General features: G+C 52.1%; 17 protein-coding genes and 4 tRNA genes. 8 read left to right on the plus strand and 13 right to left on the minus strand.

The features are described from left to right. Window positions 1–72 precede the first annotated feature (72 nt). Complete coding sequence (locus tag JOE32_RS08505) at window positions 73–318, plus strand: hypothetical protein (RefSeq protein ID WP_209983132.1); 246 nt, start codon at window positions 73–75, stop codon at window positions 316–318. Window positions 319–380: 62 nt separating this feature from the next. Here JOE32_RS08505 and JOE32_RS08510 read toward each other — a convergent pair whose 3' ends face one another. Then, entirely contained in the window at window positions 381–806 is a 426-nt protein-coding gene (locus tag JOE32_RS08510) for a GNAT family N-acetyltransferase (protein ID WP_209983134.1), read from the minus strand. A gap of 492 nt (window positions 807–1,298) precedes the next feature. Between JOE32_RS08510 and JOE32_RS08515 the strand changes: the two genes are divergently transcribed. From JOE32_RS08515 to JOE32_RS08525, 3 genes are all read left to right on the plus strand, one after another. Continuing rightward, window positions 1,299–1,721: a hypothetical protein gene (locus JOE32_RS08515; protein ID WP_209983136.1), complete on the plus strand. Its 423-nt coding sequence runs from the start codon at window positions 1,299–1,301 to the stop codon at window positions 1,719–1,721. 242 nt (window positions 1,722–1,963) lie between these two features. Continuing rightward, window positions 1,964–2,920 carry a site-specific integrase gene (locus JOE32_RS08520; RefSeq protein ID WP_209983138.1) on the plus strand — a complete coding sequence of 319 codons (957 nt, stop codon included), beginning with the start codon at window positions 1,964–1,966 and terminating at the stop codon, window positions 2,918–2,920. A gap of 531 nt (window positions 2,921–3,451) precedes the next feature. After that, on the plus strand, window positions 3,452–4,159 hold the full coding sequence (locus JOE32_RS08525) for a hypothetical protein (RefSeq protein WP_209983140.1): 708 nt from the start codon (window positions 3,452–3,454) through the stop codon (window positions 4,157–4,159). Window positions 4,160–4,659: 500 nt separating this feature from the next. Here JOE32_RS08525 and JOE32_RS08530 read toward each other — a convergent pair whose 3' ends face one another. Beyond that, window positions 4,660–5,079: a hypothetical protein gene (locus JOE32_RS08530; protein WP_209983142.1), complete on the minus strand. Its 420-nt coding sequence runs from the start codon at window positions 5,077–5,079 to the stop codon at window positions 4,660–4,662. 52 nt (window positions 5,080–5,131) lie between these two features. Next, window positions 5,132–5,440, minus strand: coding sequence for a hypothetical protein (locus JOE32_RS08535; protein WP_209983144.1), 309 nt, complete (start codon window positions 5,438–5,440; stop codon window positions 5,132–5,134). 116 nt (window positions 5,441–5,556) lie between these two features. Between JOE32_RS08535 and JOE32_RS08540 the strand changes: the two genes are divergently transcribed. Next, window positions 5,557–5,811, plus strand: coding sequence for a helix-turn-helix transcriptional regulator (locus tag JOE32_RS08540; protein WP_209983146.1), 255 nt, complete (start codon window positions 5,557–5,559; stop codon window positions 5,809–5,811). A gap of 165 nt (window positions 5,812–5,976) precedes the next feature. On the opposite strand, the gene JOE32_RS08545 is transcribed toward JOE32_RS08540, so the two are convergent. Further along, window positions 5,977–7,947, minus strand: a complete 1,971-nt coding sequence (locus tag JOE32_RS08545) for a DUF262 domain-containing protein (protein WP_209983148.1) — start codon at window positions 7,945–7,947, stop codon at window positions 5,977–5,979. Window positions 7,948–8,293: 346 nt separating this feature from the next. Between JOE32_RS08545 and JOE32_RS08550 the strand changes: the two genes are divergently transcribed. Continuing rightward, a complete protein-coding gene (locus JOE32_RS08550; protein WP_209983150.1) occupies window positions 8,294–8,509 on the plus strand; it encodes a hypothetical protein in 216 nt (71 codons plus the stop codon). 66 nt (window positions 8,510–8,575) lie between these two features. Further along, window positions 8,576–9,289, plus strand: coding sequence for a recombinase family protein (locus JOE32_RS08555; RefSeq protein ID WP_209983152.1), 714 nt, complete (start codon window positions 8,576–8,578; stop codon window positions 9,287–9,289). Window positions 9,290–9,671: 382 nt separating this feature from the next. On the opposite strand, the gene JOE32_RS08560 is transcribed toward JOE32_RS08555, so the two are convergent. The 4 genes from JOE32_RS08560 to JOE32_RS08575 all read right to left on the minus strand — a co-directional run bounded on the left by JOE32_RS08560 (window position 9,672) and on the right by JOE32_RS08575 (window position 12,397). Continuing rightward, window positions 9,672–10,052, minus strand: coding sequence for a hypothetical protein (locus tag JOE32_RS08560; protein WP_209983154.1), 381 nt, complete (start codon window positions 10,050–10,052; stop codon window positions 9,672–9,674). Window positions 10,053–10,140: 88 nt separating this feature from the next. Continuing rightward, window positions 10,141–11,187 (minus strand): reverse transcriptase family protein, encoded by a 1,047-nt coding sequence (locus tag JOE32_RS08565; protein WP_209983155.1) that lies wholly within the window; start codon window positions 11,185–11,187, stop codon window positions 10,141–10,143. A gap of 75 nt (window positions 11,188–11,262) precedes the next feature. Next, the gene (locus tag JOE32_RS08570) at window positions 11,263–11,517 is read right to left on the minus strand and encodes a hypothetical protein (protein WP_209983157.1); all 255 of its coding nucleotides are present in this window, start codon (window positions 11,515–11,517) and stop codon (window positions 11,263–11,265) included. Window positions 11,518–12,320: 803 nt separating this feature from the next. Continuing rightward, window positions 12,321–12,397: transfer RNA gene (locus JOE32_RS08575), tRNA-Val, on the minus strand. A 184-nt stretch (window positions 12,398–12,581) separates the two neighbouring features. Here JOE32_RS08575 and JOE32_RS08580 point away from each other — a divergent pair. Continuing rightward, the gene (locus JOE32_RS08580) at window positions 12,582–13,865 is read left to right on the plus strand and encodes an FAD-binding oxidoreductase (RefSeq protein WP_209983159.1); all 1,284 of its coding nucleotides are present in this window, start codon (window positions 12,582–12,584) and stop codon (window positions 13,863–13,865) included. 232 nt (window positions 13,866–14,097) lie between these two features. Here the strand turns inward: JOE32_RS08580 and JOE32_RS08585 are convergent. The 5 genes from JOE32_RS08585 to JOE32_RS08605 all read right to left on the minus strand — a co-directional run bounded on the left by JOE32_RS08585 (window position 14,098) and on the right by JOE32_RS08605 (window position 16,582). Continuing rightward, a tRNA-Asp gene (locus tag JOE32_RS08585) sits at window positions 14,098–14,174 on the minus strand. Between the two features lie 106 nt (window positions 14,175–14,280). Further along, window positions 14,281–14,357: transfer RNA gene (locus JOE32_RS08590), tRNA-Asp, on the minus strand. 55 nt (window positions 14,358–14,412) lie between these two features. Continuing rightward, window positions 14,413–14,488 (minus strand) — tRNA-Val (locus JOE32_RS08595). Window positions 14,489–14,594: 106 nt separating this feature from the next. After that, entirely contained in the window at window positions 14,595–15,374 is a 780-nt protein-coding gene (locus JOE32_RS08600) for an SDR family oxidoreductase (RefSeq protein WP_209983160.1), read from the minus strand. Then, window positions 15,371–16,582 carry an O-succinylhomoserine sulfhydrylase gene (locus JOE32_RS08605; protein WP_209983162.1) on the minus strand — a complete coding sequence of 404 codons (1,212 nt, stop codon included), beginning with the start codon at window positions 16,580–16,582 and terminating at the stop codon, window positions 15,371–15,373. The genes JOE32_RS08600 and JOE32_RS08605 overlap by 4 nt, the downstream gene beginning before the upstream one ends. Window positions 16,583–16,590 lie beyond the last annotated feature (8 nt).

The raw sequence follows: 16,590 nt of genomic DNA on the forward strand, positions 1-16,590 counted from the left end.
TTCGCAGCAGTAAACACGCTGAACATCCCGGCTCAAGGCGGAGACGGTGGAGGTCATGACGGAGGCTCAGGCATGGAAAAACGCATGGGCCTACTGGAAAAAGGGCTGGCAGAGATGAAAGAAAAACTATTCGCCGTTTCGAGCAGGACTGACGCCATGGAGCAACACTCCACCGCCATCGAAAAGCACTTCGCGACCAAGGCGGACCTGGCAACCACGGAGCTGAATCTCATCAAATGGTACGTCGCGACAGCGTTCGCGATGACGTCACTGGCCTGCGCCATCACCTTCGGCCTTGGCCGGGTCTTGATCACCTGACGCAACCGGCGGCCAGTCAGCTGATTTGACGCGCACGGCGCCGCACGAAGCGGTGCGGCGTTTCAGCGCAGGCGCTTCTGGAAAAAGTGGCGCCGGTGACCCGGCGGGTAATCAATGATCTGGCCCACCTCAGTGAACCCCAACTTGCGATAAAACCCGGGCGCCTGAAAGCTGAACGTGTCCAGCCAGATCCCGGTACAGCCTTTCTGCTGGGCAAGGTCTTCGGCAGTACGCATCAAGCGCGTGCCGGTGCCCTGGGTGCGCATCTGATCGGGGATGCTCAGCAGCTCGATGAACAGCCATCCGTAGGAAATTTTTCCGTAGAGTCCGCCCACCACCTCATCAGTGGCAGGATCGCGTAGCAGGATGCCCACGGTTTCAAATGGCATACTGCCTGTGCGACTGAGGTTGTAAGCCCTCAGCGGCTTGAGAATCGCCTCACGCTCCTGCTCCGTTACGTCGAACGACACCTCCATCGCCAGCTCCATTGCCCTCTCCTGCATTCAGTGCAAACACCATTATTACGACTTTAATTTCAAGGCCTATACTCAGCGCAGTAACGACGCGTTCCCACGCCGGGCTCACGGTGATTCAGCCAAAAAGGTAGCGATCATGTATGCCGGACAAATGAGTGGCATGGCAACAACAAATGGCGAAATACGGTGCCAATTGGTTGCGCAAATTATCTGCCTGTTAGCGCTGGCTTCGCTTTTCTGCTGATTGGGGTTGCCACCTCTACACAGCACTCTAAGCGGCTTGGCAACGCATAGCCCGGTTCAGGGGCCATGCACGAGCTTGCGCCTTCAGTTCGGTCCCTTGTCGACGCCGGTAAAAGCATCAACATCCCTCTCCCGCCATCAAATCGCGACACAAAGACTGTCACGTTAATGCAGGACCCTCCTGGGGCGGGACAGGAGTCGCGCTGAAGTAAGTCGGCCACGGGTCGATTTAATCGGACACCTCATAACCGGGTACTTTTCATGCTGATCAATCTTAATATTCCAGCCTCGGTCCCCACCCCACCGGCGTCCAAAGACACGACTGATGCCGCGAAAGCTGACAGCCCAGGCAGCCTGACGGTCAGCCTTGACCATGACGCTAAAGGTTCGACCGGCGTGGGCGGTAGCGATGCGCCTCCGGCCAAGCAAGAGTCGGAAACGATCAAGGAACTGAAAAAACAAATCGAACAGTTGCAAAAGCAGCTCCTGCAGCAACAGCAGGCGCTGCAAAAAGCGCAGTCCAGTAACGAAAACGCAGAGGCAAAGGCCGTGACGATCGCAGCAGCGCAAGTGCAGGTGGCAAGCACATCAGCTGCTTTGCAGACCGTGAGCGCAGCCTTGTTGCAGGCTGTTACCAGTGAGGGCAAGAGCAGTTCGGGCTCGATGGTCAGCACCACCGCTTGATACGCAACACGCCCGAGACGACTCTTCGGGCGTTTTGATTGACCCAAATGCAAGACAACAAAAAAGGGCCCACCTTTCGGTGAGCCCTTCCAGACCGCCCAGCAGAGCGGATTTTGTTTGGTAGGCGCGATTGGACTCGAACCAACGACCCCCACCATGTCAAGGTCTGCTAGGAGTAGGCTCCTAGCCCTGCTGCTCTTGGACTTCACAGAACGCCCATTCACATCTATGAGGCGTCAACAATGGCAAATTTCCGCTTACTTCCGTCCGGCAACTGGAATGCTCAGGTACGGGTTAAAGGCAAATCCCCCCAGTCGAAAACCTTCAGCACCAAGGCCGAAGCAGAGTCATGGGCGAAACAAATCGAAGCCGTGACGTTGGATCGCAAGCACCACACTATCTATACGCTCGGGATGATTTACTGCGAAACCATGCTCAAGGGTAAAGGCAGCTACAACCACGCCCTAAAGATCGTTGAGCACCTAGGCAGGTATTTCACCCAGCCTATTCATGAGATCACGCCGCAGATGATCAATGACTTCAAGATCATGCGATTGAAGAAGGTCATGCCGTCCACGTGCAGAACGCAGCTCGCATTCATGTCACGTTTCTATCGATTCGCTAAACGCGGATTGCTGATCGACATTCACAACCCCGTGAGTGATATCGCACTCCCAAAGCCTGATCGGTCTTCTGACAAGGTGATCCGTGCGAGTGAGCTTGAACGACTGCTTGAGAAACTATCACCAACCATGAAGCTGATTGTTGAACTGGCATATGAAACTGCCATGCGACGATCTGAAATCCTGAAACTGACGAAAGACTGCTTACACCTCAAAGATCGTATTGCCGATGTTATCGACGGAAAGAACGGCACACGATCAGTCCCTCTCACCCGCCGAGCCGTTGAGATTCTTGAACTCGCCCAACTATGTGCCACTGTGGAACGCCACCCACACGGCATACTCTTCCAAGTTACTCCACACGCAGTATCACAGGCTGTCCGTCTGGCGCGTGTAAAGGCTGGACTTGATAGCAGCGTAAGGCTGCACCAGCTCAGGCATACCAGAATCACTAATGTGGCGAAGAAAGGATTCAACAACGCACAGATCATGATCGTATCGGGCCACAGGGATACTCGATCCGTCGCACGATACTCGCACCTGAACGTCAGGGACGTACTGCACCTCATCGACTGATCAACCGAACAGACTGCCAACCTTGACGAACTTAGGGTTGCCAGCTCTAGAAACTTACCCAATACCCCCGAAAACCACGTCAAAACCAGCTCTAGATTCGCCTGCTCTCGACGAGCACTTCTGTTCTACCTAGTGTTTACGGGCTTGCATGGGTGCATGGACTAAGCAGGGGGCGTTCTCTCCCGCTCAAAACCGGTTTTCGAAGTACTTAACAACTGAGAAAGTCAATAGAGTGGATTGACTTTTTACCTAGAAAGTGTATGATGTTCGCCTGTCTCGACGGACAGACCGACACCTCGAATAGCCTCTCACGAACACTGTTACGACAGCGTTTTAGAAGAGGCTTTTTTGTGGGCGTCATTTACCAACACTAACCGGCAATACCCGAGGTAACGCCAATGAAAACAACTTAAACAAGGAGAATGAACAATGAGCAACGCAATCGAACAAAAAGCTGTCGAGCTACGCCAAGCAGGCATGTCCTATGCCAACATCATGAAAGCTACCGGACTGCCAGAACGATAAGTCAAGGTGTTAACCAAGGGAGTCGCCAAGGTTAAGCAGATCATTACACCATTTGCTAAGGCAGCGGAATGCGTGTTCACTTTGGCTGTAAGGCCGTGTGGTATTCGTGACTACGAACTACGTGACATCTTGCACCGCGAGTATGGCAGTACCTGGGACACCACTACAGGCCGGTACGTCAGCGACTACGACAACAACGTCATCAAGCGCGTCCGAGAGAATGTGAGACTCCGAGCAGCAAAAGAAGGTTGCAATGCCCTGTTCGTAATGGATTGGGTAGATGAAGAAGCACCGACTGCGGGTAGGGAGTTTCTAGAAGCTGCCGCTGGCGACTTAATGAGCCGAATTGAAGACTACGTCAACGAGTACATGGAACGCCACGCCACACGCTGGAGAGAAGACAGCGAGGAAGCCGGCCATGCCCAACGCAAGCAACTGTATGCGGCAAGGCACCACCTGCTGAAGTTGGCTATTCAGGGTTATAGTAAAGAACCACTGGACAAGCTGCTGGAACGCTCTGTAGCTCTCACTGACGCTCTTGAAGGGACACCTGACTCACTTATCCCCCAAGTACGAGCAAAGGAGTCTGATGGTCATTACAGACCTGATGCAGACGCTCTGAAGTATTACCCGGAGCCGTCACGTACTGACCCGTTCCTCGATTTCGTCGCATCTCAAGGCTGGATGAAAGAGGTTGAAGGCAGGCTTGCATAATTGAGAATTAGTTTCGTTTGTCCAGTTCGCGACCACCATACTTTAGAGCCGGACAGGCGAGACAGTATGCAGGGCGAAAGCGTGAGCTTTCAGCCTGAGCACCGAAGAAGGAACTTCTCGATTCGAACTTCAGCATGGCTGAAAGCAGGATGTCACGCACAGTTTAAAATTGATTCTAACAAGATAGTAAGGGCCATTTAATGAATGAAATGAATGGCCCAAATAAAGTTGTTACTACCAAAGGCTAGCCTTAGATGCTGATCATATTTGTGAACGCATGTTCACGATTAGCACAAGACAGACGAAGTCTGAAAATTACTACTCCAAATACAGGATTCACTAACGTTCATTAATTCCTGTTTTAAAAATTCGATAGGGAATCCTGAAGGGCGATTCAGTACTACAGCTTGCCGCTGTAGCGTGCTAAATCTATGGCGTTGCCATTCTCCGTACTAGCTCATGATCGCAGCCGTTTTCGGTGCGAGCAGTCCAGTGAGGAGTTACGAACACTTCAGTACATACTTCATGACTTCCGGTGCAACCATTTCAATCGAAGTATTCATTAGCGCATCATTGCTCTGGAAACCATCCCCTTTTAGATAGTCAATCAAAGCGCGTTGATAGGTGTCATAATCAGGATGACTAGGAATTGCGCACTTCTTGCTCTTGTCTCTAATGACATCTACGGCTCTAATGACTTGCTTGCGGCACCCGCTATCACGAAGATACTTTGTTAAATCATCACTTCGGCGCTCGGCAAATGGAAGAGTTTGAGAGTTATCATACACCTCTTGGTAGTCTGGATTGTAATTTGCACACGTTCGATAATAGCCAGCAGTGGTCTGAGCTTGAGCAACTGAAACCCCTACAACTCCAATGATAATCAGTGTAGAAAAAGTTAATGTGTTTACTGACTTCATATTACGTACCCCTTGTTTCGGTTGAGGAGGTATTGCTCTCGGCGTGCAACGACTATCGCAAGTAGAAATAAAGGAACACGACAACCAGAACGACAAAAATCACCCGACCTTGAAATACTTCAGCGTTCAGCTCGTCGCTCTTGATCTGTTGGTAAGTTTCGGTATCACTCAACCCTTGAGTCTTATAGACCATGACCTGATTGATCTGCTTATCGAGCTTTTTGTTATGAGCATCATTGCTCAACATGGTGATCCCCCACACGATCAACCATAGACCTCCAGTCACGACGGTCATAATCACGTGCAAGATGTGGTTCGTGTTTTTCTTCTGGGTCGTGAGTACAAACAACTTTTCGTTCATGACTTTATCCGTCGAAAAGGGTTAGCAGAGATTCGTTGACCTCCAAAATATCCCAAATTCAGATATTTGACAACCAGAGATAGTTTAGAAGGCCGCGAATCGCAGCCAGCTTATTTATGTCTAAAACCATCTATCGTCACGAACACGATGTCCTCTTGTTGCTACTCAAGAGGTACAGAAAGGAAGCAGGCTTAACTCAGGTCGAGTGCTCAAAGGCGCTGGAGCGACCGCAATCCTTCATGAGCGATGTTGAAACAGGATCGCGGCGGTTGGACATCATTCAGCTGAGAGATCTGTGTAATGTACTAGGAATTGACCTACAAGATCTGATACGAGATTTTGAAAGCTGCTTGAAAAAGTCTGCTTCCTAACGATAGGAAGCCCTCATGACGAATGAGTTTTCAAGATAAATAATTGAAAATGTGAATAATTAAATTACGGCTATAGATAAGTTATCGTACTGCAACAAAAAACTTTACATACGAAAAATAAAAGGACCTAAGGAAAAATATCTTAGGCCCTTAATACGCTCTTGACTACGGAAGTGGTAAAAATTCGAGACCGAGCAATTTTCTTTTCTTAACATCATCACCCAAATTAATACCCCACCTCCTCTCCATAAACTTCAATAACTTTATACCCCTAGCTAAAATTTTCTCTGGAGACCACTCCTCCTCCCTAGAGACTTCATTCTCTGCATAACACCCATAAGTATAACCGATGCATTGTCCCTGCTTCCCTTCGACCTTCTCAGGAAACGGCTTGTTAGATAAACTAGAATTTTTAGGCTTAGACAACGGCAATAAATTCCCCAAAGAATTACGAATAGTTTCTTTCTGCTTTTGCCCAAACGAACCGAATCGAGAGGTCCAATACTGATTTCTTGCATGGCGCGGATAAATATGCTCAACAGACACAAAGTCATTTCGTGGCTCAGTAAACTCCGGCCAGAATATTTTCGGTCTATCGGTCTTAGAATTCCCCTGCATATCCAGGTTATACTCAAACAAAAAGTATCGAATCCCCCCCCATGAGTAGTAGCCCTCCGACCTCAACGCTCCAAATACGTTAGAAGAAAAATTCTCCGATTTAGTCCACGTGTTAGTTGTATCAGAAATTTGCTTAATCAATTTATCAGCAGACAGCTTTCCAGAATTTAATGAAACTGCTTGGGTTAAAGCATTATGTACCCCTGGCTCTAAATAGGTGTACCCATAATGCCTACTTATCAACGTCGAGACAAAAAGACGCCGCTCTAGAGCCTGCAAGAACTCGATACGCTTACCCTGCGCTTGCACCTTCTGCAAAAACACAAGCACTAACAGATTGACCTCTTGATTTTCAAAACGCGTAAGCTTATCCAACCAATGCTTCACCTCGTCCGAAAAGTCTGAATCAAAAGGATTCCACATTTTATACCAAGTCACTACCGACTCTTGTAACGAGTTCACATACTTGTAAATATCATTTAACGTTACACGTTTTTCACTTGATGCATCGGGCATTACATTTCGAGCAACAAATCTCTTCTCTAATAAGTCCGAAGAGTAATCAGCCCGACGAAGCTTACGATAATTAATTTCTGGCACATCATCTGTATCAGCCGACGAAAAAAATGAGTGCCCAAAATAAGCCAAATAATGAACCTGTAAAAAGTCATCATCCTCAAGCGGCATATCTTTATTTCTACCAAGATTATGGTAAATAGATTTCCAACAGTCATTTATCGTACTACGAAGTTTCCTCCTCTCATAATCAGGAGCATCAAACTTAAGAGACAAATAAATTAATCTATTTTTCAAAAGCTCCAAATAAGATAGTGGCTTACCTCTATTATTCATCGTTTCAAAAGCAACACAAACATCAACATCTTCAGTGATCGTAAAAATATTGAACAGGAGCTGCTGAGTTACTTTCTTATAAAGAACCTCTATATCTTCCCTCGACAAACCCAAAAGATTTTCTGAAAAAAAACTCTTTGCCGCAGCTAAATTCTGCGTATATATTGTCTCTTCTTCTCGCGAACTTGGAGAGTGCTCTTTAAATATCTTAGTCTTTAAAAATTCGTAGCTCGGATTGTCTTTTTCATAGCCGAACGCATAAGATCTAGAAATACCTCCATCCTTCGAATCAAAAACAAACTTCCTCTGAATGTCGGCCTTTTCTGTAAAATTTAGAACCTCGTTATCCCCAAGAGTTTCGAGAATGCACTGCACCAAAACAATAGCAGTAGTTAGTCGCTGCTGACCATCAACAACAAAGTACGGCTGATAACTTTTTGCACTGATTATCCAAAGATCTTCATCCCAGCTACTATATACCTCAGCTGGTACATCTTCCAAAGTCAGAACACCAGTATAGTGATTACTGACAGCGTCAAGTTGCCTTATATCACTCCAAAAATCCTTGAGTTGCTTCTCCGTCCAAGCGTAACCGCGTTGATAGTCGGGAATTCTAAAAAGGCGCTCCGTAAATATTTTTGAGAGCGTCAGCAACTGATTATCCATACAGCATCCCTGTTAGCGTGAGTGATATGACTGATCTTACATCGAAACTCAATTCACCGCCAGAGGGGGGGGCCAGCCAAAGCATTACACATCTACTTATGACATTACTGTCAACACTAACCACCTAAGAAATAAAAAACCTCATTTAGTTAATATCAAAAATCGCAAAAAATTGTAACAGCAACCCTCTTTTAAATGAATAAATTATAATCTAAAGAACAGATCAATTTTACACTCCCCCCTAAAGGTACCTATACATGATATTTTCCATTCACCTCCAAATCACTTGCAACAGAACTAATACTCTTTTATTTTAAAATAACCTAACTTACTCAGGATATACCTTATGTGCACCAGCGATGCCAAAATTGCCGACGCATTAGAGTTGATGATGATCAATCAGAATGCCCTTGGAGCAGCCGTTGAGGAATTATCTCGCTGGATTCTTCAACGCGGAAGTGAGATGACACACACAAATGCTTTAGGAGCACTTGAGACACTCGACCAGAACGCCGAAAGCCTATCCAGCCTTATCAGGGCCCTCCGTCAAGAACCAAATTAACATATCGCTGACGAACGTCAGCAATATGTTAAGATAGCCCATCACCAATAATGACAGGAACGAACAATGAAACAGGTAGTGGCTTATGCACGGGTTAGTACGGACGATCAGTCGCTTTCCGTAGCTGGTCAGTTCGCCGCTATCAAGATCGCAGCACAGGCCAACGGGTGGCAGATTGTTGCTGAGTTCACTGATCAAGGCGTCTCAGGCAGCATCGACCCCCTAGAGCGTCCGCAGTGCAGACTTGCCTTAGCCATGGCGAAAGGCTTGGGTTGCCCGATCATCGTTCACCGCCTCGACCGTCTAGGTCGTGACCACGCGCACTTCATCACCCTGCAAAAGAAATTCAAGTTCATCGAAGCTGAAGACGTACATGGCAGTGGTCTTGTCCGCAATATCAAATCTCTGCTAGCTGAAGAAGAGTTGATCAAGATTCGCCAACGTACCAAGGACGGATTAGCAGAACTGAAGAAGGACGCACTTCTTGATACGGCTAAAGGTGAAGAAGCTCGCCAGAAGATTGCCAGCCGGGATGCTGGCCGTAGGGCTGCTTGGGCAGTGGGGAATGGTGCTGCTGTAGCTGCTAAGGCTATCAACGCTAACAACCGTGCAAAGGCATTGGAAGCCGAACTAAAAGCCTGTTTGTACGATGGTCAACCTACATTCGCCGCCATCGCCAAATGCTTGAACGCTAAAGGTATAACCACCGAACGTGGGAACGCATTCCAACCTATGACAGTGAAGCGTCTGATGGAACGATTGAACTTGTCTCTTGTTTGACTCCAGGCCCATTCAGGAGGCCGTGTACCGCTCGTGGCAGCGAGTGCACACCAACACCGGTGTCGCATCATGCTCGTCTTTAACGTCTCGTTCAGGCTTTAGAGGATTCAGACCCGCCCAACTTATTCCTATTTTCCGCAGCTTGCCATTTGGCCTACTAGTGACGTGCTTAGCGCCTCTCTTGCTCAATCCTGACTCAAGATCCGCAGCCATTATTTTCCGTCCCGTCATCCTGGGAACGACAGCAGACGCTCACTTATTTTTGGCGGGAAATTGGGAATCACACAGGAAAACGCTTTCTTGCCTAAGGCGGCGAACCGTCAGCCCCACCTGATCTACAACACAGAAGAAAATAGCGCCTCATTCAAGGTAGCGTGAAAATCTAAATCCATACAGCGACCACTTGAACCAGCGTGCCGATCACAATGATCCAGAACCCCGTCCTCACATCGAAAAAGCAGCGGTTACGAAGCCATGCCTGAAACGGCCTGTCTGGGTTATCGATTATTTGTCGGGTTATGTGCGAGGGAGGACCAAACGGGTACTTATCCGAGTCGCCATACACCTCCAAAACCCGGTCAAACAGCCCACTGATATCGAGCTGAAACAGCCCTGCCACCGTTGCAAGAAGCCCCGCAGAGCCGAGAAACTTCGCAGCACTTTTTCCATCTGTTGCGAAGTGCCATCCAGTCGCAACAACACAACATCCCGTACCCAGCAGCAACAAAACGAACGACCAACGTTCAAATCGCTTCCACGTCATCTCACACAGCTCCTTCACATTTTTGGCTGGGTTTTACCACCGGGCGGCATCATGCATGTTGCTTCCAGCTATGCATCTCGCTCAGTGATCAATTCAATCCTTCGTATTCAGCATTTAATGTTTGCTGATATCGTTCGAGCAATGGCGTTTGATATGACCGTTTGATCACATTGAGACGAGCCTTCAATGCCTCGCCGTCTGGATGACCGCACGCGAGAAGCCTTCCCACCCGCCCCATAGCACGATGATACATCGGCTCAAGTGCAGCCCATTCCGGCATCGACCCGCTAATCACCTCTAACTCCTTGACCGCTGACCGTATACGCTTTCGCTCCAGCTTGGTCAGGCTTGGAGTGCCATTGAAAACGCTCAATCCTGTTACCGTGACCGGCAGGAAGGTAGCGTCATCAGCTCTGATACCCTGACCTCGGACCCGCATATGGAGCTTAGAACGCTTCTGATGACAACCTTTAGAAGCCAACATCCCAGTGATGGTAGAAACTATGTCGGAAAGCTCCTCCGACGAGGGCTCGCGGATACAGGAGATAGTGATGTCGTCAGCGAATCGCGAATATTGAAAGCCGCGGTCCGTGAGGCTTTTCACAATCTTCGGTTCAACATCCCAGAAAATTAGGTTGGCGATGTATCCACTCGTACTAGCACCTTGGGGCGTACTCTCGCCCCGGGTACATATTGATGCCAGTAGGGCCGATACACCCGCTGCGAACCCAAACAGTCCGCGAAACAAGGTGTCCACCTGGATCTTTGATATGGATGGGTAAAAGTTACGGATATCTTGGAGAATGACGAACCTTGCTCCCGCATGCACAGCAGCATTGCTATGAATGCTTCGTGGAGACTTAAGGTCTCTTATGCCTCCGTGCAGATATGCCGGGAAGATAGCTTTGGACAACACCCTGTCAACGAGCTTTCGCTGAACTCGCTTGAGTGGCTCATAAGCATCGTAGGTATCCCGCGTCTCACCCGGCTTGCCTTTCTTCTTTTGGGGCACATGGCGATACATTCGGTCAGCACGGACTGCAAGCCTTTCTAGCAAGTGCTCACTCTCGCCGAGCGCCAACGCCAACGACTGTGCACTATAGATTGGCTTGAAGGGGTAGATGGGAGCTTCCATATTCCAATCCCTAGAATGAAGAAAGGCCGATACACAGATCGGCCCTTCAGAATTCGAATGATGTGATTTGTTGCGTCATGAGCCTAATGCCTCAAAGAGCCTGCTTACAATTTCGCATGCAAACTCCCAGTATTCCTGCCTGTTCTCCCACGCATCGATGAACACTTGGCGAATCAAGAAAGCCTCCAAACTGCGACGGATCGCTTTCCACCTTTCGCCCTTGCCCTTCTTGCATTGCGAGCACTGACTCTCAACTGTAACGCGGGTGTCTTGGTTATTGTGCTTTTGCAGCTTGGTCCGAAGACGAGCCGCCTTCTTTATACGCAACATGGGTGTAGCTCCTGGCCGGCGAAATTGCCGCCGCCAAAGCATTCCGGGCCGAATGGAACTACCAAGACACCACTACAAATCACAGTTCTGCTTATCGTTTCCGATAAGCCGCCGCCACAACGTACTACTCCACGTCACCTCATATTGCATCTGCGAGCGAATTACCAAGTACCGCTGTAACGCCTTAGGCAGCGAAATCGATCAGAGCGAACGATAGGCGACACCTTAGACATCGGAGCTTCGTATCGACACACAGGTACGACATAAGGGAACGGGTCGTTGCGGAGAGGTAGCTTTGACGAACACCAAAGCTGGCCGGTTGCCCAACCACCAACTGCAAGCCCAGAGAATTTGACCATGTTTAAAGAGCACCTGGACGGTACGCCCAGCAACTTTTCTTATACTCCTAGCCAAGTCGCTTGGCAATCAAATATGTCGATATGCCATTACAGGATAACGAGAGCAAGGTCGAACGCCCCAATCCTAAATTCAAAGCCCGCATCATTGGTCAAGCCGTCTTCCACACGCGCACGCCACTACTATGAGCATTCCCAGCTCTTTCGAGCCTCTGGTCGCTAGTATGTTCAATGCCCCGAGAGCCCGAAACAAAGCAAACCACCAGTCGAACAAACTGCAAACCACAACGGCTCCAAGATGAAAGACGGAACGCAGATTCCGCGTTCACATTGCCCAGTGTGAACGAACCCTATATTTTGTGAACGTTCTGCATGAAATCCAAGCAACAAAAAAGGGCCCACCTTTCGGTGAGCCCTTCCAGACCGCCCAGCAGAGCGGATTTTGTTTGGTAGGCGCGATTGGACTCGAACCAACGACCCCCACCATGTCAAGGTGGTGCTCTAACCAACTGAGCTACGTGCCTGCTGTGAGGCGGCATTCTACGGAATTCCGAAGGTGTGTCAACCTCTTTTTCGCAGCTAACCCCATGAATATGCGAATTTTTTATTTTCGGAACGCACGCCCGTGTTTTCCCGGTGGCTGGCGGGCAATTTTCAACTCAGGTAGGATCGCGACACTCGTAAAAAATATAAAACAGAGGTTCCAGGATGGCGAACACCCCCTATCCCCAGTCATATTACGCCGCATCCGCCAATGCGGTTCCGCCTCGTCCGATGCTGCAAGGTGAAGTCGAAACCGATGTCTGTGTGATCGGCGCCGGCTATACCGGCCTTTCCAGCGCGCTGTTTCTGCTGGAGAACGGTTTTCGCGTCACGGTGCTGGAGGCCGCCAGAGTGGGATTCGGTGCATCGGGCCGCAATGGTGGGCAGATCGTCAACAGCTACAGCCGCGATATCGACGTGATCGAGCGCAGCGTCGGCCCCAAGCAGGCGCAGTTGCTGGGCGAGATGGCATTCGAGGGCGGCAGGATCATTCGTGAGCGCGTGGCCAAGTATCAGATCCAGTGCGACCTGAAGAACGGCGGCGTATTCGCTGCACTCAACAGCAAGCACATGAGCCACCTCGAGTCGCAGAAACGCCTGTGGGAGCGCTACGGTCATACGCAACTGGAGCTGCTGGACGAGCGCCGCATCCGCGAAGTGGTGGGCTGCGACAACTATGTCGGCGGCCTGCTGGACATGAGCGGCGGGCACATCCATCCGCTCAACCTGGCCCTGGGTGAAGCGGCCGCCGTTGAGTCCCTGGGCGGTACGATCCACGAACAATCTGCCGCTCTGCGTATCGAGCGCGGCGCCAATCCGGTGGTGCATACAGCCGAAGGCAAGGTCAGGGCCAAGTTCATTATTGTCGCGGGCAACGCCTACCTGGGCAACCTTGTGCCGGAGTTGGCCGCCAAGTCGATGCCCTGCGGCACGCAAGTGATCACCACCGCCCCCCTGGGCGATGAATTGGCCAGGAGCCTGTTGCCACAGGACTACTGCGTAGAAGACTGCAACTACCTGCTCGACTACTACCGTCTCACCAGTGACAAGCGTCTGATCTTCGGCGGCGGCGTGGTCTATGGCGCGCGCGACCCGGCGAATATCGAAGCGATCATTCGTCCGAAAATGCTCAAGGCGTTTCCGCAACTCAAGGACGTAAAGATCGACTACGCCTGGACCGGCAATTTCCTGCTGACCCTGTCGCGCCTGCCTCAGGTGGGCCGCCTGGGCGACAACATCTATTACTCCCAAGGCTGCAGCGGCCACGGCGTGACCTACACGCACCTGGCCGGCAAAGTGCTGGCCGAAGCCCTGCGCGGTCAGGCGGAACGCTTTGATGCGTTCGCCGACCTGCCGCACTACCCCTTCCCCGGTGGGCAGATGCTGCGTACACCGTTCGCCGCGCTGGGTGCCTGGTACTACGGGCTGCGGGATAAGCTGGGGTTCTGACATAAAGCGGGAGCCGGTTTACGGCTCCCTCGGCCGACCCGAGTACGCCTTGCAGCCACCTCCGCCCAACTACACGTTTCATCAGGTTGCGCTGTGAGCCCCGCCCGCCGCTCATAACCAAATCGCAGACACAAAAAACCCCGGTCTCTCGACCAGGGTCTTTGCTATCGGATCAAAGCAGCCAACGGCTTTCTTTGCGCTTGAAGGCGTTCAGCGGGCCTTGAAGCAGATATGGCGCAGCGGACGGGACTCGAACCCGCGACCCCCGGCGTGACAGGCCGGTATTCTAACCGACTGAACTACCGCTGCGTATCGCTTGACCGGTTAAGCGTGAAGCCCTCAACCGTCTTTAAAGATCTGATCGATCAGCCTCGGCTGTTCAATCTCAAGCCCGACCATTCGAACCTGGAAAATATGGCGCAGCGGACGGGACTCGAACCCGCGACCCCCGGCGTGACAGGCCGGTATTCTAACCGACTGAACTACCGCTGCGCGTCGGTGCAACCTTTAACGTTGCGTCTTGCCCGTAAGCAAAACTCTCAAGAAGTGGTGGGTGATGACGGGATCGAACCGCCGACCCTCTGCTTGTAAGGCAGATGCTCTCCCAGCTGAGCTAATCACCCTTTGCTTCGTTGAGGCCGCGAAATTTACGCAGATAGCAGACCTAAGTCAATAGCCTGCTTGAAGTTTTCCTGAAAAAGACAAAATTGCTTCAAGCGCCAGCTCGCCTCACTCGCTGTAAATCATCTTCTTGCTCATGCCACCATCCACCACGAACTCTTGCCCGGTCACAAACCCGGCCTGACGTGACAGCAACCACGCAACCATCGCCGCTACATCCTCCACGGTGCCCACCCTGCCCCCCGGATGCTGGGCATGATCAGCATCGCTCAGCGGCTCGGCACGCCGCGCCGAGGGATCCCGCGCATCGATCCAGCCGGGGCTCACCGCATTGACCCGCACCTCCGGCCCCAGACTCATCGCCAGGGCGTGGGTCAAGGCCAGCAGGCCGCCCTTGCTCGCCGCATAGGCTTCGGTGTCCGGCTCCGATTGACGGGCGCGGGTGGACGCCAGATTGACGATGGCGCCCCCATGGGCACGCAGGTAAGGCGCGCAATGTTTGGCCAGCAGCATCGGCCCGCTGAGGTTCACCGCCAGCACGCGGTTCCAGTAGGCCAGGTCCAGGCTTTCCAGGGTGATATTGTGCGGATCGGCCACCGCGGCGTTGCACACCAACGCATCCAGACGCCCGAACTGCCCCAGCACTTGCGCAACACCCTGAACCACCTGCTTCTCGTCAGCCACGTCCATGGTGATAAACCAGGCATTGTCGCCGAGCACCCTGGACACCTTGGAGCCACGCTCGCGATCCAGGTCGGCCAACACCACCTGCCAGCCTTCGCTGATCAGCCATGCAGAGATGCCCAGACCAATCCCGCGAGCTGCGCCGGTTACCAGCGCGACACGCCCATTACTGGCCACTGCGACCTCGGTGGACCACTCGATCACAAGGCAGCCAACCCGCGGGCCAGGTCTGCCTGCAAATCAGCCACGTCTTCCAGGCCTACCGCAACACGGATCAGGCTGTCACGAATGCCCGCCGCTTCACGCTCCTGCGGGGCCAGACGGCCGTGGGACGTGGTACCCGGGTGGGTAATGGTGGTCTTGCTGTCACCCAGGTTCGCGGTGATCGAGATCAGACGCGTTGCATCGATAAAGCGCCAGGCGCCCTCTTTGCCGCCCCTCACTTCAAAACTCACCACCGCCCCGAAACCGCGCTGCTGGCGCTGGGCCAATGCGTGTTGCGGGTGGCTCTTGAGGCCGGCGTAGTGCACCTTTTCGATGCCGTCCTGTTGCTCCAGCCACTCGGCCAGGGCCTGGGCATTGGCACAATGGGCCTTCATGCGCAGGCTGAGGGTTTCCAGGCCCTTGAGGAAAATCCACGCGTTGAACGGGCTGAGGGTCGGCCCGGCAGTGCGCAGGAAGCCGACGACTTCCTTCATCTGCTCGCCACGACCGGCCACCACTCCGCCCATGCAGCGGCCCTGGCCGTCAATGAACTTGGTCGCCGAGTGCACGACGATATCGGCACCCAGCTTCAGCGGCTGTTGCAGCGCCGGCGTGCAGAAGCAGTTGTCGACCACCAGCATCGCGCCCTTGGCATGAGCCACTTCGGCCAACGCGGCGATATCCACCAGTTCGGCAAGGGGGTTGGACGGTGACTCGACAAACAGCAACCGGGTATTGGCCTTGATCGCCGCATCCCAGCCGGACACGTCCGCCAGCGGCACGTAGTCCACCTCAATGCCGAAGCGCTTGAAATACTTTTCGAACAGGCTGATGGTCGAACCGAACACACTGCGCGACACCAGCACATGATCGCCGGCGCTGCACAGGCTCATCACCACCGCCAGGATCGCCGCCATGCCGGTGGCCGTGGCCACGGCCTGCTCGGCGCCTTCCAGCGCGGCAATACGCTCTTCGAATGCACGCACGGTCGGGTTGGTGTAGCGCGAATAAACGTTGCCCGGCACTTCGCCGGCAAAACGCGCGGCAGCGTCGGCGGCCGTGCGGAATACGTAGCTGGAGGTGAAGAACATCGGATCACCGTGCTCACCTTCCGGGGTACGGTGCTGGCCGGCGCGCACAGCCAGGGTATCGAAAGCTACGCCGTCGAGGTCGCTGTCCAGCCGACCGGCATCCCATTCCTGACTCATGCTGCGAC

Origin of the sequence: Pseudomonas sp. PvP025 (genome assembly GCF_017832155.1) — a bacterium.
Lineage (GTDB): Bacteria > Pseudomonadota > Gammaproteobacteria > Pseudomonadales > Pseudomonadaceae > Aquipseudomonas.